Annotated in this window: 21 protein-coding genes and 1 tRNA gene; 18 read left to right on the top strand and 4 right to left on the bottom strand. The window is 57.9% G+C overall.

Features of this window, described 5'->3' with window-relative positions; genetic code table 11:
- Positions 1 to 115 precede the first annotated feature (115 nt).
- The 11 genes from BN1724_RS04255 to BN1724_RS04205 all read left to right on the top strand — a co-directional run bounded on the left by BN1724_RS04255 (position 116) and on the right by BN1724_RS04205 (position 10,438).
- Positions 116 to 1,423, top strand: coding sequence for a hypothetical protein (locus BN1724_RS04255; protein WP_058234369.1), 1,308 nt, complete (start codon positions 116 to 118; stop codon positions 1,421 to 1,423).
- 161 nt (positions 1,424 to 1,584) lie between these two features.
- On the top strand, positions 1,585 to 1,980 hold the full coding sequence (locus BN1724_RS04250) for a TOBE domain-containing protein (protein ID WP_058234368.1): 396 nt from the start codon (positions 1,585 to 1,587) through the stop codon (positions 1,978 to 1,980).
- Positions 1,980 to 2,786, top strand: coding sequence for a molybdate ABC transporter substrate-binding protein (gene modA, locus BN1724_RS04245; protein WP_058234367.1), 807 nt, complete (start codon positions 1,980 to 1,982; stop codon positions 2,784 to 2,786). The genes BN1724_RS04250 and modA overlap by 1 nt, the downstream gene beginning before the upstream one ends.
- Positions 2,787 to 2,884: 98 nt before the next feature.
- The gene (locus BN1724_RS04240) at positions 2,885 to 3,790 is read left to right on the top strand and encodes an ABC transporter permease (RefSeq protein WP_084253095.1); all 906 of its coding nucleotides are present in this window, start codon (positions 2,885 to 2,887) and stop codon (positions 3,788 to 3,790) included.
- On the top strand, positions 3,774 to 4,895 hold the full coding sequence (locus BN1724_RS04235; RefSeq protein WP_058234366.1) for an ATP-binding cassette domain-containing protein: 1,122 nt from the start codon (positions 3,774 to 3,776) through the stop codon (positions 4,893 to 4,895). Before BN1724_RS04240 ends, BN1724_RS04235 begins: the two co-directional genes overlap by 17 nt.
- Before the next feature lie 118 nt (positions 4,896 to 5,013).
- Positions 5,014 to 5,961 (top strand): inositol monophosphatase family protein, encoded by a 948-nt coding sequence (locus BN1724_RS04230; protein ID WP_058234365.1) that lies wholly within the window; start codon positions 5,014 to 5,016, stop codon positions 5,959 to 5,961.
- A 156-nt stretch (positions 5,962 to 6,117) separates the two neighbouring features.
- Positions 6,118 to 6,190, top strand: a tRNA-Ala gene (locus tag BN1724_RS04225).
- Between the two features lie 351 nt (positions 6,191 to 6,541).
- Positions 6,542 to 6,754, top strand: a complete 213-nt coding sequence (locus BN1724_RS13485; RefSeq protein WP_084252746.1) for a large ribosomal subunit protein bL28 — start codon at positions 6,542 to 6,544, stop codon at positions 6,752 to 6,754.
- 1,031 nt (positions 6,755 to 7,785) lie between these two features.
- Entirely contained in the window at positions 7,786 to 8,082 is a 297-nt protein-coding gene (locus BN1724_RS04215; protein ID WP_058234363.1) for a metalloregulator ArsR/SmtB family transcription factor, read from the top strand.
- Positions 8,079 to 8,816 carry a hypothetical protein gene (locus BN1724_RS04210; protein ID WP_157085753.1) on the top strand — a complete coding sequence of 246 codons (738 nt, stop codon included), beginning with the start codon at positions 8,079 to 8,081 and terminating at the stop codon, positions 8,814 to 8,816. Before BN1724_RS04215 ends, BN1724_RS04210 begins: the two co-directional genes overlap by 4 nt.
- A gap of 359 nt (positions 8,817 to 9,175) precedes the next feature.
- Positions 9,176 to 10,438, top strand: coding sequence for an MFS transporter (locus tag BN1724_RS04205; protein WP_157085752.1), 1,263 nt, complete (start codon positions 9,176 to 9,178; stop codon positions 10,436 to 10,438).
- Positions 10,439 to 11,116: 678 nt separating this feature from the next.
- On the opposite strand, the gene BN1724_RS04200 is transcribed toward BN1724_RS04205, so the two are convergent.
- Positions 11,117 to 11,488, bottom strand: a complete 372-nt coding sequence (locus BN1724_RS04200) for a hypothetical protein (protein ID WP_231928147.1) — start codon at positions 11,486 to 11,488, stop codon at positions 11,117 to 11,119.
- 644 nt (positions 11,489 to 12,132) lie between these two features.
- Positions 12,133 to 12,318, bottom strand: a complete 186-nt coding sequence (locus tag BN1724_RS04195) for a hypothetical protein (RefSeq protein ID WP_058234360.1) — start codon at positions 12,316 to 12,318, stop codon at positions 12,133 to 12,135.
- On the opposite strand from BN1724_RS04195, the gene BN1724_RS04190 reads away from it, so the two are divergent.
- Both BN1724_RS04190 and BN1724_RS04185 read left to right on the top strand, forming a co-directional pair.
- The gene (locus tag BN1724_RS04190) at positions 12,317 to 13,246 is read left to right on the top strand and encodes a glycosyltransferase (protein WP_058234359.1); all 930 of its coding nucleotides are present in this window, start codon (positions 12,317 to 12,319) and stop codon (positions 13,244 to 13,246) included. The two genes, BN1724_RS04195 and BN1724_RS04190, sit on opposite strands and share 2 nt — an antisense overlap.
- Before the next feature lie 618 nt (positions 13,247 to 13,864).
- Positions 13,865 to 15,118: a S1 family peptidase gene (locus BN1724_RS04185; protein ID WP_058234358.1), complete on the top strand. Its 1,254-nt coding sequence runs from the start codon at positions 13,865 to 13,867 to the stop codon at positions 15,116 to 15,118.
- Between the two features lie 102 nt (positions 15,119 to 15,220).
- Here the strand turns inward: BN1724_RS04185 and BN1724_RS04180 are convergent, their stop codons facing one another.
- Positions 15,221 to 15,508, bottom strand: a complete 288-nt coding sequence (locus tag BN1724_RS04180) for a helix-turn-helix domain-containing protein (protein ID WP_084252745.1) — start codon at positions 15,506 to 15,508, stop codon at positions 15,221 to 15,223.
- Positions 15,509 to 15,710: 202 nt separating this feature from the next.
- On the opposite strand from BN1724_RS04180, the gene BN1724_RS04175 reads away from it, so the two are divergent.
- From BN1724_RS04175 to BN1724_RS04155, 5 genes are all read left to right on the top strand, one after another.
- Positions 15,711 to 16,295 carry a helix-turn-helix domain-containing protein gene (locus BN1724_RS04175; RefSeq protein ID WP_058234356.1) on the top strand — a complete coding sequence of 195 codons (585 nt, stop codon included), beginning with the start codon at positions 15,711 to 15,713 and terminating at the stop codon, positions 16,293 to 16,295.
- A gap of 51 nt (positions 16,296 to 16,346) precedes the next feature.
- A complete protein-coding gene (locus BN1724_RS04170; protein WP_058234355.1) occupies positions 16,347 to 16,778 on the top strand; it encodes a hypothetical protein in 432 nt (143 codons plus the stop codon).
- Between the two features lie 75 nt (positions 16,779 to 16,853).
- Positions 16,854 to 17,852: a dihydroxyacetone kinase subunit DhaK gene (dhaK, locus tag BN1724_RS04165; RefSeq protein WP_058234354.1), complete on the top strand. Its 999-nt coding sequence runs from the start codon at positions 16,854 to 16,856 to the stop codon at positions 17,850 to 17,852.
- 79 nt (positions 17,853 to 17,931) lie between these two features.
- Entirely contained in the window at positions 17,932 to 18,645 is a 714-nt protein-coding gene (gene dhaL, locus BN1724_RS04160; RefSeq protein WP_084252744.1) for a dihydroxyacetone kinase subunit DhaL, read from the top strand.
- Positions 18,642 to 19,202 (top strand): PTS-dependent dihydroxyacetone kinase phosphotransferase subunit DhaM, encoded by a 561-nt coding sequence (locus tag BN1724_RS04155; RefSeq protein WP_058234353.1) that lies wholly within the window; start codon positions 18,642 to 18,644, stop codon positions 19,200 to 19,202. The genes dhaL and BN1724_RS04155 overlap by 4 nt, the downstream gene beginning before the upstream one ends.
- A gap of 14 nt (positions 19,203 to 19,216) precedes the next feature.
- Here BN1724_RS04155 and BN1724_RS04150 read toward each other — a convergent pair whose 3' ends face one another.
- Positions 19,217 to 20,443: a glycine C-acetyltransferase gene (locus BN1724_RS04150; RefSeq protein WP_058234352.1), complete on the bottom strand. Its 1,227-nt coding sequence runs from the start codon at positions 20,441 to 20,443 to the stop codon at positions 19,217 to 19,219.
- Positions 20,444 to 20,501 lie beyond the last annotated feature (58 nt).

Raw genomic sequence — 20,501 nt, 5'->3', positions numbered from 1 at the left:
ACGCAAGGGTGATTGCCGCTGTTTCGCCCTGACCGAATCGACTTTTACGAAACCTTTTCAATGACACACCCCACAGGGAATCTGTAATTTCGTCGCGGGTCAGTACGGTGAAAGGGTGAGCTTCTCCTCCGGCGGTTTTAACATGGGGGCGGTCCTGGTGGTCGTCCTCGTCGTGATGTGGGTGGTGTATGCCATTCCCCATATTGCGGTACGCCGAGATGTGATGGGCCAGTCGCATCGTCGCAGCCGTGAGCGAGCGATGACCGCACCACGGGATCTCACCGACAGAATCCATGCCCCGCGGCAAAGCATCCCTCACCATGAGACGAGGATGGCTATGACTGATCCGGTACTCCGTGCCCGGCCGGGTGATCCGACTTCTAGGCCACGTCTACTCGGTGTCACCACCGGTGTGGAGCGGACCGTGGCTGCAGGTGAAGTCTCGGAGCTAGCTGTGGCGCCAGCAGAAATAACGTCGACGAACAGCCATCAGAGTGATGCGGGCGCTGCGATCTCTGAGGGCAGGGGTGTATCCATAAAAGGGCCGGTGACGCGTCCGCGTTTTACGGCAATGAGGAGACGGGCCGCCCGCAAAGACACCGACCGGGCTGCCGAGAAGGCGGCGACTGAGAGTCGTACTCGACCTGCTTCTTCCAAAGCGCGATTGCGGAAAATACGCGGTGTGGTCCTGCTCGGCCTATGCGCCTTGGTTATTCTCAGCCTGATCCTCGCGCTGACTGGCGTGGTGTCATGGTGGACTCCCGTACTGTCGTTCGTGGTGACCGCCATTTACGTGGTGCAATTGCGTCGGGTTGCGGTTGCTGAACAGGCATCTAGTGCTCAGCGCACTCGTGAACGGGGTGCCCGAGTGTCCCACGCTACGCGTCGTCTGTTCCCTCCGTCCCGTTCCGGTCTTCAGGCCCGCGTTGCGGCGATGGCCTCCACTGGTCATGACGCAGGTGTTCCCGTACTGTCCGAAGCTGTGCCCGAGACGAAAGCAGAGATTGAATCGGAGGATCTCGATCAGGATCTGGACGATCTCGACGTGGTTCGCACTCCGAGGTCAGTTCTGCCCGACGACGAGTGGACTCCTATTCCAACCCCTGCCCCGCGCTATCTGCTGCAGGGGGAGGTTGACGACCTTGAGGCTCGGCATCAGGACTACTTGCGAGCCATTCAAGCCCACGATGTTCATGCTCGTCTTCAGGAGCGGCGCACGTTGAGGGCGTCTCTTCCGTGGGAATGCGAGGACGTTGAAGAGCAGGAAGCAGCCGATGAGGCAGCGCCTTTGCGCGGCGCGCGGAACAGTGCCGGGTCTGCGAACGCTGGCGATTCCCGTGCCCTGACGTCAGCGGATCCGCAGGTGTCTTCCGTGGCCGCAGCGCTTGACCTGGACGGGGTGCTTGCGCGCCGACGCGCCTAAGCCCATCACCTCTGGTGCTCTCACGCATCCGAGTCGTGCACCAGGGTGTTGAGCCTTCTATCGGGGTGGCTTAACGGGTGGTGTATTCGGCTGACATAGCTGGCAAGTAAGGCTCTCAGCACGCTTTAGAAGTCCGCGTATGCGGGCTATAGAATCCGTTTATGACGCAGATACGGATTAGCGATGCGGCGCGCTACCTCGGGGTGAGTGACGATACCGTCCGCCGCTGGATTGATCAGAGACAGCTGAGCGGTGGCCACGACGAATCAGGCCGGCAAGTTGTGGACGGGCTTTCTCTCGCGCAGCTTGCGCGCAGGCACTCGATCCTTCCCGCAGATCCCGCGGATGTGGGGCGTTCGGCCCGAAACCGTTTCGTGGGCATCGTGACCGAAGTCCTCAGCGACGCTGTGATGTCACAGGTTGAACTGCAATGCGGACCCCACCGCGTCGTATCGCTCATGTCTACCGAGGCCGTTAAGGAGCTGGGGCTTACCCCGGGCGTTGTCGCCACCGCAGTGGTTAAGGCCACCACCGTTCACGTGGAGGTGGGGCGCTGATGATTCGGCAAGTATCTAAGTCGGCGCGTATACGGCGCGGCGCAGCGATCTGCGCAGCGATGGCCCTGACCGTCCTGACCGCAGCATGCGGAACGAACGGGACGAGCGCACAGAACCCATCCTCAGCCGAACCACAAACCTTGACCGTGTTCGCCGCGGCATCCCTCGAACCCACCTTCCGCCAGCTTGCCGACGACTTCCAGAAGCAGCATCCCGGCGTCACCGTGAGCTTGTCGACTGCCGGATCATCTGATCTGGTTAGCCAGATTGCGGGCGGGGCCCCGGCGGATGTGCTTGCAACAGCTGACGAAAAGAACATGAACAAAGCCGTCGGTCAAAAGCTGATCACGGGTAAACCCACTCCGTTTGCCAGCAACGTCATGGAAATTGCCGTCGCCCCCGGAAATCCCCATCGTGTATCAGGACTCAACGACCTGACCTCGCCGAACCTCGCCGTAGTACGCTGCGCGGTGCCCGTCCCCTGCGGTAACGTCGCGCAATCCATTCTGGACGCCACAAAGATCACCCTGCACCCCAAGAGCGAAGAGAACTCGGTGACGGATGTTCTGGGTAAGGTCACCAGCGGACAAGCTGACGCCGGTTTGGTTTACGCCACCGATATTCGTCGCTCCAAGGGCAAAGCAGAGGGTGTTGCTATTGCGGAAGCTAAACAATTCGCCACTACCTACCCCATTGCTGTGACGACGTCAGCTAAGCACCAAAAACTTGCCAAGGACTTCATCGCCTTGGTGACCTCACCTGAAGGACAAAAGGTGCTGCAGAACGCAGGTTTTGCACGGCCGTGACCCGGCGCCTTTCACACCGCGACCACAGCGGACAACCCTGTAGCCACCGGGACCTCACGCCACAACCGGCTGAGGTCCCGGTGGAATACCCAGTCGACGTGGCTGCGCCGACACCTGATAGCGATACCGCCGCAGCGGTTCGCCTGCCGTCCGTCGTGCTAGTGCTCGCGGTGTGTGGCGCGCTAGTGGTGATCGTCCCTCTCCTAGGGGTGATCTCCCGGGTGCCCTTAGATGAGGTCTGGAATCTGCTGACTTCACCAGACTCCCTTCAAGCGCTGCACCTGAGCGTGATCACGGCTGCAGCTGCTGCCTGCTGCTGTTTAATACTCGGGTTGCCGCTCGCACTGGTTCTTGCCCGCTCACACCGGCGCGGTATCCAATTGTTGCGGGCGTTAGTGCTGCTGCCGTTGGTCCTTCCCCCGGTTGTGGGGGGCCTCGCGCTGCTGATGACCTACGGCAGGCAAGGGCTGGCCGCACCCATCTTGAACCTGTTCGGCATCGATCTGGCATTCAGCACCCTGGCCGTCATCTGTGCTCAGACATTCGTATCCCTACCATTTATGGTGCTGAGCCTCGAAGGGGCGCTCGCCGCGCGCACAATCGATCACGAGCGGGTTGCGGCGAGCCTCGGAGCCGGACCTTGGAGAGTGCTCACCCACGTCACTCTCCCCTTGATCGCCCCCGCGGTACTATCCGGAACGGTCCTCGCCTTCGCCCGGTCCCTCGGGGAATTCGGCGCCACCCTGACCTTTGCGGGATCTCTGCCAAATGTGACCCGTACGCTGCCACTGGAAATCTATCGGGTGCGCGAAACTGACCCGAACGCGGCAGCTGCGCTGTCACTTCTGCTCGTCGTCGTCGCCATATTGGTGGTGCTGGTGGCCTACGGCCGACGCGGACGCGGCTGGACGTCGAGTGGGGGTCGACCAGAGCGGCGGATTCAAGCTCCACGGCCTCGCATCCGATTAGGGGGCAGAAAGGCGCGGCATGACCGGCCAACATGAACTCACCGCACACCTAGAGGTGCCCTCGCGCGGACTGCTATGCGACCTCACCGTACATCCCGGACACACGCTCGCCTTGGTCGGACCCAATGGCGCCGGTAAATCCACCGTCCTCGCCGTGATCGCAGGTACGCTGAACAGCTCCCTAAGCCGGATCACCCTCGGTGGACGCCGACTGGACGGGGTGGCAATACACAAACGGCGCATCGCGTTGCTCGGACAGGATCCGCTTTTACTTCCGCACCTCAGCTTGGAAGCCAACGTTGCATTTGCTCCTCGCTGCGCAGGGCTTGGCAGGGGAGCGGCACGTGCGAAGGCTCGAGACCTTTTAGAGTCCGTGGGGATAGGGAATCTCGCCTCCCGCCGCCCCCATGAAGTGTCAGGCGGACAAGCTCAACGGGCCGCTATTGCCCGCGCATTAGCCGCCCAGCCCGATCTGATTTTGCTCGACGAACCCATGGCAGCACTCGACGTGGATGCCGCCCCAGTGATCAGAGACGTGCTTGCCGACGTGTTACAGAACCAGACAGCTATCGTCGTCACCCATGACGTCGCCGACGCCATTGTTCTTGCAGATCAGGTGGCGGTGTTGGAAGAGGGTCATCTCACCGATATGCGGGCAACATTCAAAGTCCTTGCACAACCGGCGAGCAGGTTCGGAGCCTTGCTTGCCGGTTTCACCGTGATTGACGCCCAGCTACGCGCGGGTGAGGTGTACGACGCCACCGGAACGCCGCTGCCTATGCCGAGTATCTGGCATGCGTGTGGTGATGGGGGTGCGGAGAATAATTGGACCGCTGAGAACGACGCCGATCATGAGCCCCGGCCCGTGCAGCTAGCGCTCGCCCCGTGGAAAGTCGACATCATCGCCGATGCGGACAGGGAAAATGGGACGGAGACTCAGCGCGACGAACACGCGTGTGTGCGAGAGGTTTGCATTGATCGTATCGAATCCCGGGGACACATGGTGGTCGTGCATGCGGATGGTCTCGCGTCAGAAATCTCCGCCGCGCAAGCAGCGGCCTTAGGCCTAGTCCCAGGGCAACGCGTCAGATTTGGTGTGGGCCCAGAGGCCCTATGCATAATGCCGAGTTTCCCTGCCTAGCTGGGACAGATCCAAGGTGTGGGTCTGACATCAGTGCACCGAGACGTGCAAGGATAAGTGGGTCGATACACGCGCTCGGCTCCGAACCAGATCCCGGACCCAAGAAAGAAGGGCGTTCATGACCGGAGGCCACAGCCCCATCAACCCACCGGATGCACTGTTACTCACCGTTGCTGTTGATGCCGCGCGCAAAGCAGCGGACTATTTGCGCGACCTCGACCGGGACAATATGGGACGCGAATACAAACGTGACCCGCACGACATTGTGACAGTCCACGACCGGCACACCGAGGACCTCATTGTCGAGTCCCTGCGCACCGCGATCCCGGAATGCCGGATCGTTGGGGAAGAAGGCGGGGAAAGGACATCATTCCCGGAACAGTCATCGAACTTGTCAACCTCGCTCACAGACAACGGATCTGACCTCGTAACGTTCTACGTGGACCCGATTGATGGCACCAGCAATTTCGCGGCGGGACTCCCACTGTTTTGCATCTCGATCAGCGTTGCAGTGGGGGATCGCCTGGTCGCGGGAGTGGTCGATGCGCCGATCTTGAACCAGGTGTTTACGGCCACGCGCGACGGCGCTTTCCTCAACGGTCAGCGCCTAGGGCCACACAGCGCGCGAGCCACACAAGATGCGCTGGTGCTGAGTTCGTTTCCCAGTGTCCACGACCTTCACGTCGATACCTCGACTTCGCTGGAACAGTTCGCGGACCTTCGTCGCACCGTTTCCTGTGTGCGTTCACTTGGAACGGCCGCGCTTGAACTCTGCTATGTCGCCGCAGGCTGGGCCGATGCCACGTTTATCACCCGGATTTCCCCCTGGGATATCGCCGCCGGATTCCTCATCGTTGAGGCCGCAGGAGGCGTGATCTGTGCACGGGAGAACGGCCCAGATCGCATCGGACAGGAGGCCTCCGACACCCTGTCGGGCGATAGCCGTTCCCGGTCACGACCGCCGCATTTGCGGTCGGCCTACGTTGCCTACGCGGCACAAAACCGCATCGACAGCATCGAACGCATTATGCAGTCACTAGATCACCGGGTGAATCCTGCTCGGTAAGCGAGCGATCCTTGGTCGATGACCGGGTCCTGGCGGATGGGATCGTCGGCGAGCGGACCAGTCCGACAGGGTGGCGAAATGTGAGCATCGCCATTTCAAACGGGTTCGTGAGCAGCATCATCGCGGTGCTACAGTGGTCGAGTTGCCTGACGGCACGGGGCTATAGCTCAGTTGGTAGAGCGCTTCGTTCGCAATGAAGAGGTCAGGGGTTCGATTCCCCTTAGCTCCACGTAGAGTTGAAATGTTTGAACCTTGCACCGCTTGATGCGGGGCAAGGTTCTTTCATTGTGAGGCTCGGTCTCGGCGGGCTAGATCGTTGCCTTGTCGCAGCTTGTCTCCTGAACATCCTCGCGTTACCCCTGCCTACTATCCCTGCATGGGTCCAGACTCGAAGCGGCCCGATCTTCTGGCAGGGCAGTTTCGTTTCGACGGTGACATTGGCCATGCTTCTGGGGGTAGGGAGGGCAGGGTGCCCGCTACGGTGTATCCTTGTAAATCGGGTTCAGAGCCATCACGCTGCTGGCCTTGACAGGGTTTCCGACCCTACCTAGGCTTGCCGAGCATTCGCGAAAGGAAAGACATGTCAAAGGTATGCTGCAAGTGTGACCGCAGTCCCGGATTCGGTAATTCAGTGAGCCGTCTCGGTAAGAACGCCCAGAACCGACGCGTTCTCGGTCGTTCCAAGCGTCGTTTTCTGCCCAATTTGCAGAAGGTTACGCTCAACAGCGGCTCAAATGCTGAGCGCGTCTGGATGTGCACCCGGTGCATCAAGCGGGGAGCTAAGGTTAGCTAACCAAGTTTTCGGAGTCGCTTGCGTTTAAATAGCTGGCGTTTCGTTAAGAAATGATGGGGCTCAAAGCATATAAGTAGGGCCCTTGCTTGGCTAGAAGCTGTATACCTGACCGAGCGTCAGACCGTGGTGGCCAATGTGTTGGCGCATTTTCTGCCAAGATGCATTCAACTGTGCTGACCATGGAACCGGTGTAGGTCTTTTGGCGGTTACCCCAAGGATCTATGATGTGGGTTGCCGCCTATGTCAAAGCTGCCAATCCGAATCTAACCTTTCGCGTCAGATGCTTAGAAGGTCGGCTGGCTAGAATGTTAACGCCAGCCGCCTTCATTTCTTTCTCTCGCGTGGTCTTATGTTTTTAGAGCTTAACCTTCACGCTGACGCCATCTGATTGGACCTGCGGCGATGCTGCCGCTTAGTCACGGAACCTCAACCACGGCCAGGTGCGTGTGGTGGCAGTCATGCAGTAGATCTTTTGGAGGCGAAAGATTACCTCGCATTCGGCGTCGCCCCCAGCCATGCGTCGCGCGTGGGAGGCATAGAGCGATACCAAATCTGCATCGGCGCTCAATGATCTGTTGACCGATGCCTTTGAAATCTTGAACCAGGGCGTGGTTGACGAGTAGTTCACGTTGGATGGCGCATTGTTGCCTCGGTCTATGCCCGATGACGACGATGCCCGATGCCATAGGACTTCGATTGTCGCGAGCATGAGGCCTGACAGCAGTTGCCGCGAAGGCATGTCGTTGACGGCGAGGGTGATGCCGTCGTTATTTTGCCGTATGCCGTATGCGATGGTTCGTGTGCCGCCTACCGTGCGAATGGAATGCCTCCCGACGATGCCGAAAGCGGTTTGACCTCTTCGCCGGATTTAAATGGTTCGATCACTCGTCCGCTGCATTCAACCATGGTGACGAGTCAGATCACCGTTCCCTGCCGTCCAATCACGGGAGATGGCGATGATTGCTGGTAATGCTCCGCTCTGGCGCCCAGATTCATGCAATTTTGATAATTGCCAAAATAAGGAACGAGTGATGACTAGCAACGGTGTTTTTCATGCACTGGCGCATCCGACGCGACGAGACATCTTGCGCGTGCTGCGCGAGAACGATTCACTCCTGGCCGGGGAGATTGCTCGGCGGCTGAACATCCCCGCTCCCACTCTCTCGGGACATCTGAACGCGCTAAAAAGTGCCGACTTGATCTCCGGGGAACGCCGGGGAGTGAGCATCCGCTACCGGGTTAACACCACCGTTGTTGAGGACACACTGACTTCGTTCCTGGACCTGCTGAACCTTGGCACCGCAGAACGAGAAAGAGGAGAACCATGATGAGCACATTGGAGCAGGTAGCAGAGGATCGAACGAAACTCCGGCCTTGGCGGGGTGGGGTACTAGCTCTCGTCACGACTCTAGCCATGGTCACAGTCAGTATTTGGATGTGGCCCTCGTTAGCTGGCGGAGTCGAAACCACCCAGCGCAATGGTTCAACGCTTACTTATCCTGGGTGGGTATTCGCGCTTTTCATGCCCCTCCTGCTCGTGCTGGTGACGGTGACTATTTTCGTGGCCCAGCCGATCCGTCGCCGTGTAGCTCGGGCGGTAAAGCTGCCGTTGTGGAAAACGGACCAGGTTAACGAATGGTCCTCGTCATTGGCTCTGACAGCGGTTTCGGTCACATTGTTTGGGGTGCATGTGCTGATACTGTCCCTTGCGACTCACCTAGAAATCACCGCGGGACTGAGCGTGCTTGCATTCTGCCTCGGTCTGTTGTTAATCATTCTCGGTAACTCGATGGGAAAGTTTGCGCCGCTGACCGACGAACAGCGAGCATTCCTCCCTAAACGGATGTATGGGTTCGTCGACGGCTACCGTGACGGGTTTCGCATCAGTATGCGCAGATTAAGATGGGTGTTTGTCGCATTGGGTGTGGTGACCTGTGCGTTCGCCATAGTGATTCCATGGGTCGCGATCTTCGTGCCTGCTCTAGCGGCCTTCGCGATATTCATTCCGCTCGCACACGGCATCGTGAAGGGCATCGTTCATAGTGGGGATATGGATGGGTAGTAGGCTGTCCCACCGACATGACCTCTCCGGTGTTGACTCTTGACCTGTTGACGGAATGTGCAAGAGCCCGATGCTGCCTCTTGTTCACAAAGACCAACGTGTCCGATATGGTGGACTGTATATCAATTTCTGGGTGATTGCAGGAATAGTGTTTTGTCGGTCTCTGGTCTGAGGATAGCGAACCGAATGTACATGACTCCCACCGCGATGGTATCTAACGCAGCTACACCGACCATGAGCGAGCCTAACCTGACCGGATCGTCCATCATTGAGGGTGATCACCGCCGTACAGGCATTGAAGAGGCTGCCAATATACGGGTCATGATTGGTCGACCAAGAGAGACGGAACGGTGGCTCGCATGAGGTTGATGTTTTCATCCTTAAGAATGTCGCGTCGTTCAGTTTTCTGGGCGGGGCAGTCGCTTTCCATTGTGTGCGACCAAGCGTGGGCTTTTCTTTGGGCGCTGGTCTTCCTTCAGGTCTTGCACGTGAGCGAAGACTTGTTTGGGCTGGCGAACTCTGCTGAGTATGCCGTCTTAGCGGTTGTTCCGCTATTTTTAGCGCCGTTTTTTGCAGGCCGCCAACTCATTGCAGTTTTATCCTGGCTCGACCTTGCACGGGCACTGCTCACGGTCACTGTGGCCGCTGCTCTGCTGTTTCAATGGATTAATGTTCTGTGGGCATTATCTGCACTGCTCTTGATGAGCTCCTTGGCAGGCCTTTTCCACAATGCCTTTTACGCGGTTCTTCCCGATATTGCGGGTCGCTCTGATGTGCTTACCCGTGATAACGCGCGGTTATCGACCCTGATCTCAACTGGTGGCGTGGTGATGCCGGTGATTGCGGCCTCTCTTGCGACCGCTGTAGCACCGGGAATGGTTTTGCTTGTCATTGCCATGGCCTACCTCCTGTCGTTTCTTACTCTGCGTGCGGTGAACCATGATGACCCGCGACAGTGTGAAGGTGCTGGTCCGGCTCAGAAATCTAGCTACCGGACGCAGCTCGCGCACGGATTTCGGGTGGTGCTAACAGACCGTTTGGTGGCGTCAGCAACCGCCTTGTCGGCTACATTTAATGTGGTGGAAGGCATGGCCGCAACGATTATGCCGATCTTGATCCTCAAAGTTTGGGGTCTATCCAGCGGACTATTTGCGGTGTTCACCTCGTCCGCGGCTGTTGGCGGTATTCTCGGTGGCATTGTTGCGGGTTCTATGACCAACCGGCTCGGCATAGTGCGGAGCCTGCACCTATCCACGGCGGCAGCCGGCCTCTTGTTTACGGTCATGGGATGGGTAGCCGCACAAGGCGCGTCCGCATTTGGGGTATTGATCTGCTTAGAAGCACTTGTCATGGTGGTCGCGGTGATCTTTAACGTTGCTAATGGGACGCTACGTCAGGTAGTTGTTCCAGGCGATGTCCTCGCTCAAACCTTTAGCACCGTCAGAGTAGTTGCTGCTCTGGGATCGGCGGTTGGTGCCGCAGCGGGTGGAGCACTCGCATCGATCGGTAGCGGCTGGATTGGGTTGATGTGTGGAGGTATCGCAGCTGGTATGGCGGCGCTTTTAGCGCGTAGAGTCCTCCAGCTCGATAGACGCGTGGAGTCCGGTGCGTTAAAGGTCTAAACGGGGGGCGTTGGTGCGCGAGCTCGGGGGACGCCACACGAGTAGCATCGAGCAGTCGGTCAGCACGCAGGCTAGATGTTCACGGTATTTACCAGGTCCGTTGACTGTGAAATCGATGTCTTTGAGACGCAGGACTGGATATGCCAGGCGCAGGAGTTGATGTAAGCAGGGCTGCTGGGCATGAAGGTGCCGAAATTGTCTGCCACTAACCTTCTGTCGGTCCGCTTACCACTCACTCCCGGATCGGTTATCGGTAGGTATGCATGTCTAGCAATGGCAAGCGCCTCCAGGGATATATTTCAGTCGTGAAGCCTCTGCTGTGATGCGGGCAAGGTAAGTGGCGGGTTGTGATATCTAAAATCGGGTCGGCGCGGGGAATTTCTTGGATAAAAGTGACTCGTGTTTTGCGGGATTGTTATTGCTTATCTATATCGCTGTCTTTGCCGATCAATAACGTTCTTTAACGGGTTCTCCTAGTTTAAACACAGGACCATGAATTTCAGGGTATAGCTGTTGCTGAGGACGTCCGTCAAGGATGCCGGTAGTTCAACAAATGATGTGGTACCTAAAAGCTGATGCACTAGCTTAAAAGATGATGCAAATTTCTATATAAGTTTTTTGCCAGAAGCTTTGCGTCGTGTTCTTGATTTTCTACTGCGCCAAGTATTAGACGGATAACTAAGAGTGCAAGGTCTTGGTGTTCTTAGTCGGCGACGCTTCGACTCGGAGTATGACCGCCATCGTCGCATAGATCAGCGAGGCGACGAGCGCTGGGGCATATGTCAGATCAAATGCGCTGTGAACAGATCCGCCCGCACATACCGCGACGGCGAGCATCGCGAGAACGAAAGCCACCGTATCGAGGTTAAATCGGGGTGTCGATGCCGTCGCGGCAAAGCCAAGAGGAAGGATGGCGGTGAGAGCAGCTCCACAGCTCACCAGTGCGGGCAGCCCTGATTCCCGCATGAAGCTGAACGCTACAAATAGCAAGAGGCCAGCGATCAAAAATAGTGCGACGATACGTCGGGTCGATAGGTAGAGTTCATGCACGGGAGGCTCCTTTTCTTGGCATGGGGCCGACCATACGTGAATTGGCCCGACTAGTTGAATCATAGGTTGTTCTGCCTCGGAGTAGGTAGGGTCCAGGTATAGGCCAGGGGTACCAGAAAGTCGGTAGCTTACCGCTGGCCAGCTGTGCCCGCGGGCGCCAAGCCTTGCACTTCGTCCTCATCTGCCACTTCGATCACTGCGACGTGGTTTGCGGCGGTGCACACTCTGAAGGCTGATATGTGAGATATATTCTCTGCTGCGCCTTTTGAAGATATGAACTGTAAGGTGAAATAAAACAGGCTCCGAAGTAAATGCTGGCGAACTGAAGCTGTGGGCTTGATCGTGAACAATAGATGTAAGGGTTAGGGTGTTCGCGGACATTGTGTTAAAACTTGGCTGTGTGCCGGGACCCTAGCTTTTTAATTCTTTGCTTTATCGCGTTTATGTTCATGTCAATATGGGTTTCTCTTGCTATCGTGTGCGGAGCTGTAACGGTGGCGTGGTTTGCTCAGTAAGGTTTGCTGCGTACACGGTGACGTGTCGGCGACCTGTTCTGTGGAGTCGATGAAAAGTCGGGGCGAGGCTGGCTTTATCTATGTCGAGGCTGGCTTTATCTATGTCACCGTCCGTATCGCCCACCTTAGCTAGACGATGCTGAGGATGGGGACGAAGATGGGGATTGGGGTCCAGCTGTTGGTCTCACTGCTGTGTGGGATGCAGGTCCAGCTGTAGCTGAGTATTTGCCGCAGTTCAACCTCGATTAGCGTTTTACCCTCCATCGCAAGCACAGTGGCATCTATGTGCCTCAAGGTCTGAGATGATGGGGTCATGGATTTGTTGAGTATCGCCCGCGAGGTCAAGCATCTTGGATTCGTTGCCCGTAAGCGTGCACGCACTAAGCGCCGCGTGGCCACGTTCAAGGTCCAGCAAGGGTACTCCCGAACCTTCGGATATCGATATCGTCCGGAGCGTTATGCAGACACCTCATGGGGCCAGGGTGCGTTTGCTATGCCCACCTCGAGCACGTTTCCGATCGATCATTTGCGTCTTCCGGCGCATTATTCTTCCGATGAAGGCTGCGTCGCGCCGCGAAAGATTTTCTTAATGTGGACTGGCGATAATGAGATGACCCCGAACCGCTTAAACTCGGTAAAAATTGTCCGTGATGAGAATCCTGATCTTGATGTTGTTGTGGTGACGCCGAAAAATCTCGACGAGTGGATTGTTGACGGGTATCCATTGCATCCGGCCTATGAACACCTGTCTTTAGTGCACCGCGCAGATTATCTCCGAGCGTATTTTATGTATCATCACGGCGGGGTCTACCTTGATATTAAGCCGTTCCAGGGGCGAGCTTCGGTATGGGTCGACCGCCTCAATTCCAACCCCTCAGTATGGGCGGTAGGATTGCCGGAGAATGGGGGCAACGTGACGCCCGCCCTTGGGGGTCGGCTCGGTATCGACCAGAATATTCATCATGAACGGATTCTTTATCAAGCGGCGCACGCATTTCGGCCGCACACTCAGCTTGCTGCCGAATGGCTATCCGAAGTGGATAGGCGACTCGATTATTTCCACCGTATTCTCGCTGAACACCCTGCGTTAGATCCGTTTGGGCGAAACGTCGACTACCCGGTTCCATGGTTTAGTATTTTAGGTGCGATTTTCTCACCCCTGTGCCTTCGCTATCATGACCGTATTGCTATCGACAAAAAAAGTGTGCGTATCCGCTTAGGTGCGATTGAATTATATCGTTAACCTCGAGGTTCTTGTGGAAGCTATTTGCTTATTTTATTTGGGTCTCATTGTTTAAGACTTTGCTATAGCTGATCCTATGGGTGGATAACCTGCTTGGTAACGGTTGTGTGAGTAGTCTTTGCCTGGGTCGAAAATTATAGGTGTGGGAGAGCTGCGATCTGAAAATTTCCAATAGGGGAGATCCTGTCTGTCGGCCTGTGGATGCTTGGGGCTCGTGAACATGAGTATGACCGGCGCTGGGGACGGGTGCGCACTGGCAGGGACGGGCCGACCTCCGAGAACTCCTAGCTCACTGTCTGCTCGACAAGGCGCCCTCGTCCGATCGGTACGCCGCGTGCGAGGCAAGGGGGAGAGTTCCTCACGCTCGGTGCGGGCCAATAAATGGGGGGCGAGCCGATAGACGATAGGTGCAGGAACACGGCGCGAAGGGGAAAGGTCTGATGTGTACCAAAGTGTGGGGCAAACGGTACCAACTGAGGTTCCGCCCGTAATCCTCGTCTTGTTACGTTCGGGTCGTCTACGTGGACGTCGAGGCTCCGTCGCTTCGACTCTTCCTCCCGAGTAGACGGTCCCGGTGGTGTATCGGGTCGTTTGTTTCTCTCCTGAAAGAAGACCTCCATGAAGATCACTAAGAGTTTCGCTGTCGCCGCTGGTGCCGCAGCGATAATGATGACCGCTAGCCCGGCTCTGGCCTCGCCAGGCGATACCAAGCCCCAGCCGTCGAGTATCGGAAGCGTTTCGAGCGCCGACGCCAAAACGATTTCATCGCACTTCACCGATGAAGAAATTGGTGTGATGGCGAAGAGCTCCGGGCGTTCAGTGTCAGACCAAAAAGAACATGTAGTGCAGCAGGCTCGCCAGAACAATGCGTACGCAAAACTGCATCAGGAAGGATACCGTTACGACGGGGCCTTCTTCGGCGTCGATAACAACCTCGTGGTGCAGGCGAGCGAAGGTTCCTCTGCCGCGGAGGCAGCTAGGGAAGCCGGCCTTGTGGTTCGGGCTCCAAAGTATGGTGAGAAAAAGCTTGACCAGATTGTCGGCGAGCTGGCGGCGGTGAAGTCTGACCGTACGGGTGTGTCGTCTGTGATGCCAGATGTTACGCAGGACAAGGTCGTCGTGACGGTGTTTAGCGACAAGGCTGATCCGGTTCTGCTTGAAGCCGCGCAATCTTATGGCGATGCTGTCACGGTTGTTCGTGGCGAACAGGTACAAGCCGCCGCGACTGTTCATGGCGGCGACAAGATGCTGTTCGGCGATGGTGGTTACTGCTCGGCGGGCTTCCCTGCCACCGCACAAGATGGCACCCCTGTCATGGTGTGGGCAGGCCACTGTGTGAATACCGGTAACGGCATCTACACCTCTAATGGTTCGCTAGTCTCGCGTGCTGGCCAAACCGCGTTCCATTCTTACGATGGCCAGCCTGACCGGGATCTGGGATACATCGTGTTGGCGGAGGGTACGCGGGTCAGCACAGATGTGAATAAGTGGGGTGTCAGCGGGGAGCTGCCGTCGAACGCTTCCCAGGGCACGTGGAAAGCGCCGATTGGAACGGACACCTGCAAGTCGGGTGCGACCACCGGTATCACCTGTGGTCCGATCCGTGGTTACAACACCTCAGTCACCTACACGGATAAACGAGGCAATGTGGTTGCTCAGGTGAGCGGGCTCGGTGTTGCGGATATCTGTGTGTCCGAGGGGGACTCGGGCGGTGCCTACACCTCCAATGGTTATGCGGTAGGTATGACCTCAGGTTCTCCGCAGGGGCAGGGCTGCCGGTTTAACGGCGGGTATGTGAGTGGCTGGTCGTACTTCCAGCCGATTAACGATGCCCTCAATTACTACGGCCTGTCCTACGGGTATAACAGCTGAACCTCAACCTTAGTTTCGCTGTTTTCTCTGGTCAGCCCGCGAGTTCGCGGGCTGACCAGAGCTGCCCCGCTCGGCATCGATCCGTTCTCGTGATCAAGGGGTCTAGGGCGGGGCAGAGCCCTGCTTAACGGAGCTCGCTGGGATGTCAGCTGCTGGGGCCTCCTCGGATCGCATGATGGCAATTTGGGGGATGTCGAGCGCGTTCGCGGCCCGCGCTAAGAGCACATTGGTGAGGCGTTTACGGCCGGCTTCGATGTTGGCGAGATGGGATCTGGATATCCCTAGGGTCTGAGCAAACTGCCCTGTTGTGTAGCCTCGTAGCTCTCGGAACCCGCGGAGTGTGGCGCCCACTCGTTCGCTGTCCATTGGGTTGCGAGTCAGCATATTCATGACAAAACGATAGGGAAACTAGGGGAAAGATGTCAAGTAACATCAAGAATCATTCTGTAGTTTGGTGTACCAGAGGAAACGTAACTTGCTGTGGGTTTACCATTTTGTAAACCGAGTTTTCAGTACTTCCCCATGTAAAACGCCCGAGCCGATTTATAAAGAACCCCTTGCTGTTTCTCCGCGTTTCTGGTGTGGTGGTGTCATGACTGATGATGCCCTCAAGAGAGTTGGACGTAAAGTAACCGCGCGCCGCGTAGATCTCAGGCTCAGCATGAACGCTCTTGCTGACCGTGCGGGCGTGACCGATAAAACTCTCCGGTCTCTGGAGCGAGGCGAACGCTGGCCACTCGAGGTCAACCGAGCCAAGATTGAAAAGGAACTCGGCTGGGAGCGCGGTGATCTCGCCCGGTTGCGTGACGGTCACGAACCGAGGCTACGACCCCAGGAGCAGGAACTACATCGGGTAACCGAAGAAACACACCTCTCGCAAGCATCGGACATGGCATTGCTTGCTGAGATCGCACGTCGGCTCGATAGAGCGCGTGCTGCCGGTGCACACAATGGAAACGGCGTCGTGCCATTGGTGAAACCGGGCACCGTTCGCCCAGTCCCTCCTGCTCCCACCATTGGTGCTGCGGCAGATGAACAGGATCGTGCGGCGATGTCTGGAACCTCGATCCGTGACTACCTCGATGCCCTATCTGAAGAGCTGGGAGAAGAACCGCAGTACGGCGAGCATGGCGAAGAGCCACAAAGCGGTGAGCATGGAGGAGAACCCGAGGAATGAACGCGCCCCACGATGAGTTCGTATGTCATGGCTCATCCCTAGGATGGCGATATGTCTCCGCGCGAACTTCATCATCCCTGGCGTCATCTTCGTGATCACTGGCCCCATGTGCGCGTCGAATATGGCGAGCTTCCTGCTGGCCGTCTCGCTGAAACGGACGGCATCGCTCTGATTAGACTGCGCTCACGACTGGTTCAGGCAGAGCGCCGCGTGGCTATCTGTCATGAAACGATTCACTTAGAGCGCGGGCATCGAAACCCATGCAGCGCAGCAGAGGAGCGCAGCGTCGAGGAGGAAACAGCTCGCAGGCTGATCTCACTCGATGACCTCGTCTGGGCGCTACGCTGGACCCGTGACCTGCAAGAACTCGCTGATGAGCTGTGGGTGATGCCAGCAACGGTTGCGACCAGGCTCGACCGGCTGAACGCAGATGAACGGAAGGCAGTTTCTAAGGTGTGCTCCGACCTCGAACTTGCCGCCTAGCCACCCGGTCGATGGCACCGTGCACCATTGTGCAGAGTGAAGCTGCGGGTCACAGCAGGGCGCTAGAGTTCGATTATGAAAAAGCTCATCAATACCGCTGACACTGTCGTTGCGGATGCCCTCCGGGGTATGGCGGCGGCCCACCCTCATCATCTGCGCGTTGACCACGAGCATCGCGTAGTTCTCAGGGCCACACCTAAGCAACGGGGCAAAGTGGCGCTGGTCTCGGGTGGGGGTTCTGGGCATGAGCCGTTACACGGCGGCTTCGTCGGATACGGGATGCTAGATGCCGCCTGTGCAGGAGAAGTTTTCACGTCCCCAGTCCCGGACCAGATTATTGCTGCGACGCATGCAGTCGATGCGGGTGCTGGAGTTTTGCATATCGTGAAGAACTACACCGGCGACGTCATGAATTTTGAGATGGCCGCGGAAATCGTCGAGGCTGAGCACGGAGTCCGGGTCGCATCCGTCGTGGTCAACGATGATGTCGCTGTTGAGGATTCCCTATATACCGCCGGGCGCCGGGGAGTGGGCCTCACGGTTCTCGTCGAAAAGATCGCTGGCGCCGCGGCTGAGGAAGGCCAAAGCCTCGACGAGGTTGCAGCCATTGCGCAGAAAGTTATCGACACAGGTCGTTCTCTCGGGCTGGCGCTCACCTCCTGCACGGTTCCCGCGCACGGAAAACCGTCCTTCGACCTTCCCGAGGACGAGATTGAAATTGGTATTGGTATCCATGGTGAACCAGGGCGGCATCGGGTACCTCTTGCCCCTGCCCACGACATTGCCGAACAGCTGATAGAACCGGTCCTTGCAGAAATGCCGGATGCCGACCGGGTCATCATGATGGTCAACGGAATGGGTGGCACCCCGCTGTTAGAGCTGTACCTAATGTCCGGCGAAATCGATGCGCTACTGAGCAAACGGGGAATCCACGTCGAGCGCAGCTTGGTGGGTAACTACATCACGAGTCTCGATATGGCGGGGTGCTCCCTCACGGTGCTTCCCGTCAGCGATGAGCTCATTCGCCTATGGGATGCCCCGGTTGAGACCCCAGGAATGCGCTGGGGACGATAACGAACCACACTCCTGTCAAAGAACTGACCGGGGTGTCGGAAAACAGTGCTATCAGAACATGCATGAGGAAGGTTCGGCGATGACCGACACAACTAAGCACACCGTAGGGCTTCACGAGGTGGAGGCATGGCTGCGGCGGGCAGCCGATGACATTGACGCTCAGGCCAGTTACCTCACCGAATTAGACGCTGCGATCGGCGACGCAGATCATGGCGCGAATATGGCCCGAGGTTTTACCGCCGTACGATCCCTGCTCGACCAGCATGAATTGAGCACACCGGGGGAGCTTCTCAAGAAAGTCGGAATGACGCTGGTCTCCACCATCGGTGGGGCGTCGGGCCCGCTGTACGGAACGTTTTTTCTACGCGCCGGAACCAGTGCCGGAAGCGCTGAGAGCCTGGATGCTCGCGCCTGGGGTGCGGCTCTGCGCGCCGGCGTGGAGGGAATCTGCCAGCGGGGTAAGGCCCAAGCAGGAGAGAAAACCATGTTAGATGCTTGGCTGCCCGCACTCGATGCGATGGAGCAGCAACTTACTGTCGCTCCCGATGACCTAGCCGGTGCGTTGGAAAGTGGAGCCGAAGCCGCGGCCAGTGGGCGCGATGCCACCCGCAATCTCGCCGCAACCAAGGGACGTGCTTCTTACCTCGGGGAACGTTCAGTAGGGCACATTGATCCCGGTAGCGCATCGACCGCGATTTTATGGTCAACGGCAGCAGAAACCCTGGCCCCCGCTACCGATGCCGGGGCCGATACAACATCGCCGAACGGTTCTGACCCGGAGGATGGCCAATGACCGGTATTGTGATCGTTTCTCACTCGTACCCTTTGGCACGCGCTGCTGTCGATCTCGCAAGCCAAATGATTCCCGGCAGCGCTGACCTTCCGATCCGCATTGCCGCTGGAATCCGTCGGCACAGCACATCACGAGAGACTGCCGATGCTCACGAAACCGCTGATACTCATGACAACGCAGACGCTCGAGAGTGCGACCCCCAACCTGGTCCCAAGAGCGCAACAGACTGCGGCGGAGGCGATAACGCACAACAGTGGGAGCTAGGCACCGACGCTGCGGCCATCGCCGATGCTATTCAAGCCGTGGCAGATGCGCAGGGTGTGCTGGTGCTGATGGATCTAGGCAGCGCGGTTCTTGCCGCAGAAACGGCCTTAGAGTTTATCGACCCGGATATCGCTGCCAAGGTGCAGTTATCTCCGGCGCCGCTGGTCGAAGGATTGATCGGGGCTGTCGTGGCAGCCGCGTCAGGCGCTGACCTTGACCAAGTCGCCGAGGATGCCAATATTGCCGGCGAGGCGAAACAAGAGCATTTGCGCACGGTCACTGGCAACGCCTAAGTGCCATTACCGGTTCAGCAGTTGTCCGCCGCCATCACCTCGTCGCGCGCCGACACAAAGGCGGCTACGCAGGCCTCAATATCCTGCGGGGTGTGCGCGGCGGACAACTGCACACGGATACGCGCCTTACCCTGCGGGACGACCGGGTACGAGAACGCTGTGACATAGACGCCGTGGGAGAGCAGGGAATCTGCGATGCGCCCAGCCAGAGCGGCATCACCGAACATCACCGGAACAATCGCGTGCTCACCGGGCAGCAGATCGAATCCTTCCTCGCTCATCCGGCGCCGGAACAAGGAGGCGTTATCGAACAGGCGCGTCCGTAGATCACCGCTGTGCGCGACCAGATCTAAAGCCGTGAGGGTCGCAGCCACAATGGCAGGAGCCAACGAGTTGGAAAACAGGTACGGGCGCGCCCGTTGACGCAACAACTCGATGATTTCAGCGTGGCCGGAGACATAACCTCCGCTGGCACCGCCGAGAGCCTTACCGAAGGTGCCGGTGTAGAGATCGACCCGGTCACTCACTCCAAAATGCTCCGGCGTACCCGCCCCGGTTGCCCCCATAAAACCGACCGCATGCGAATCATCGACCAGAACTAGCGCGCCGAACTCATCCGCGAGATCACAGATCTCAGGCAGCGGAGCCAGATAACCATCCATGGAAAACACACCGTCGGTCACGATCACAGTTCGCCGCGCCCCGCGCCCTTCGCGCAAGGTGCGCACCGTCTCCAACTGAGCGCGAAGTTCGTCCATGTCGGCGTTGCGGTAACGGAACCGGGCTGCTTTCGATAGGCGGATGCCATCAATCAAGGAGGCATGGTTGAGCTCATCGGAGACAATCGCGTCCTCCGGCCCAAAGAGTGATTCAAACACACCCCCATTGGCGTCGAAACACGAGGAAAACAAAATAGTGTCGTCGGTGCCCAGGAATTCACTCACGCGACGTTCCAATTCGACGTGGGTATCCTGCGTACCGCAGATGAATCGCACGCTCGCCATTCCGAATCCGTGGCTGTCCAGCGATGACTTTGCTGCGGCAATGAGATCGGGATGGTCCGCGAGGCCGAGGTAGTTATTTGCGCAGAAATTGAGGACCTTCTGTGCTGAACGTCCCGGCATCGCCGCCAGGACGTGCGCTGACTGGGGCGTGGTTAAAGTGCGCTCGGCTTTATAGGTTCCCGCCTCGCGGATATCGTCGAGCTCAGCGTGTAACTGAGACTTCAGATCGGTGTACATAGCTTTTCTCCCGTGAGGATATGGTCAGGCCGTTGTCACGTGACGGCCCCAGTCGGAC

The organism is Devriesea agamarum (genome assembly GCF_900070355.1).
GTDB lineage: Bacteria > Actinomycetota > Actinomycetes > Actinomycetales > Dermabacteraceae > Devriesea > Devriesea agamarum.
Note: the sequence above shows the minus strand (reverse complement) of the source record. Positions and strands in the feature narration are given on the sequence as shown.

Bases quoted from the DNA above. Each gene is read 5' to 3' on its own strand.
- BN1724_RS04210 (WP_157085753.1), top strand. From the start codon at position 8,079: ATGATGAGCACATTGGAGCAGGTAGCAGAGGATCGAACGAAACTCCGG.
- dhaL (WP_084252744.1), top strand. From the start codon at position 17,932: ATGACCGACACAACTAAGCACACCGTAGGGCTTCACGAGGTGGAGGCA.
- BN1724_RS04205 (WP_157085752.1), top strand. From the start codon at position 9,176: ATGAGGTTGATGTTTTCATCCTTAAGAATGTCGCGTCGTTCAGTTTTC.
- BN1724_RS04215 (WP_058234363.1), top strand. From the start codon at position 7,786: ATGACTAGCAACGGTGTTTTTCATGCACTGGCGCATCCGACGCGACGA.
- dhaK (WP_058234354.1), top strand. From the start codon at position 16,854: ATGAAAAAGCTCATCAATACCGCTGACACTGTCGTTGCGGATGCCCTC.
- BN1724_RS04180 (WP_084252745.1), bottom strand. From the start codon at position 15,508: ATGAATATGCTGACTCGCAACCCAATGGACAGCGAACGAGTGGGCGCC.
- BN1724_RS04230 (WP_058234365.1), top strand. From the start codon at position 5,014: ATGACCGGAGGCCACAGCCCCATCAACCCACCGGATGCACTGTTACTC.
- BN1724_RS04155 (WP_058234353.1), top strand. From the start codon at position 18,642: ATGACCGGTATTGTGATCGTTTCTCACTCGTACCCTTTGGCACGCGCT.
- BN1724_RS04150 (WP_058234352.1), bottom strand. From the start codon at position 20,443: ATGTACACCGATCTGAAGTCTCAGTTACACGCTGAGCTCGACGATATC.
- modA (WP_058234367.1), top strand. From the start codon at position 1,980: ATGATTCGGCAAGTATCTAAGTCGGCGCGTATACGGCGCGGCGCAGCG.
- BN1724_RS04185 (WP_058234358.1), top strand. From the start codon at position 13,865: ATGAAGATCACTAAGAGTTTCGCTGTCGCCGCTGGTGCCGCAGCGATA.
- BN1724_RS04235 (WP_058234366.1), top strand. From the start codon at position 3,774: ATGACCGGCCAACATGAACTCACCGCACACCTAGAGGTGCCCTCGCGC.
- BN1724_RS04195 (WP_058234360.1), bottom strand. From the start codon at position 12,318: ATGACCCCATCATCTCAGACCTTGAGGCACATAGATGCCACTGTGCTT.
- BN1724_RS13485 (WP_084252746.1), top strand. From the start codon at position 6,542: ATGTCAAAGGTATGCTGCAAGTGTGACCGCAGTCCCGGATTCGGTAAT.
- BN1724_RS04190 (WP_058234359.1), top strand. From the start codon at position 12,317: ATGGATTTGTTGAGTATCGCCCGCGAGGTCAAGCATCTTGGATTCGTT.
- BN1724_RS04175 (WP_058234356.1), top strand. From the start codon at position 15,711: ATGACTGATGATGCCCTCAAGAGAGTTGGACGTAAAGTAACCGCGCGC.
- BN1724_RS04250 (WP_058234368.1), top strand. From the start codon at position 1,585: ATGACGCAGATACGGATTAGCGATGCGGCGCGCTACCTCGGGGTGAGT.
- BN1724_RS04170 (WP_058234355.1), top strand. From the start codon at position 16,347: ATGTCTCCGCGCGAACTTCATCATCCCTGGCGTCATCTTCGTGATCAC.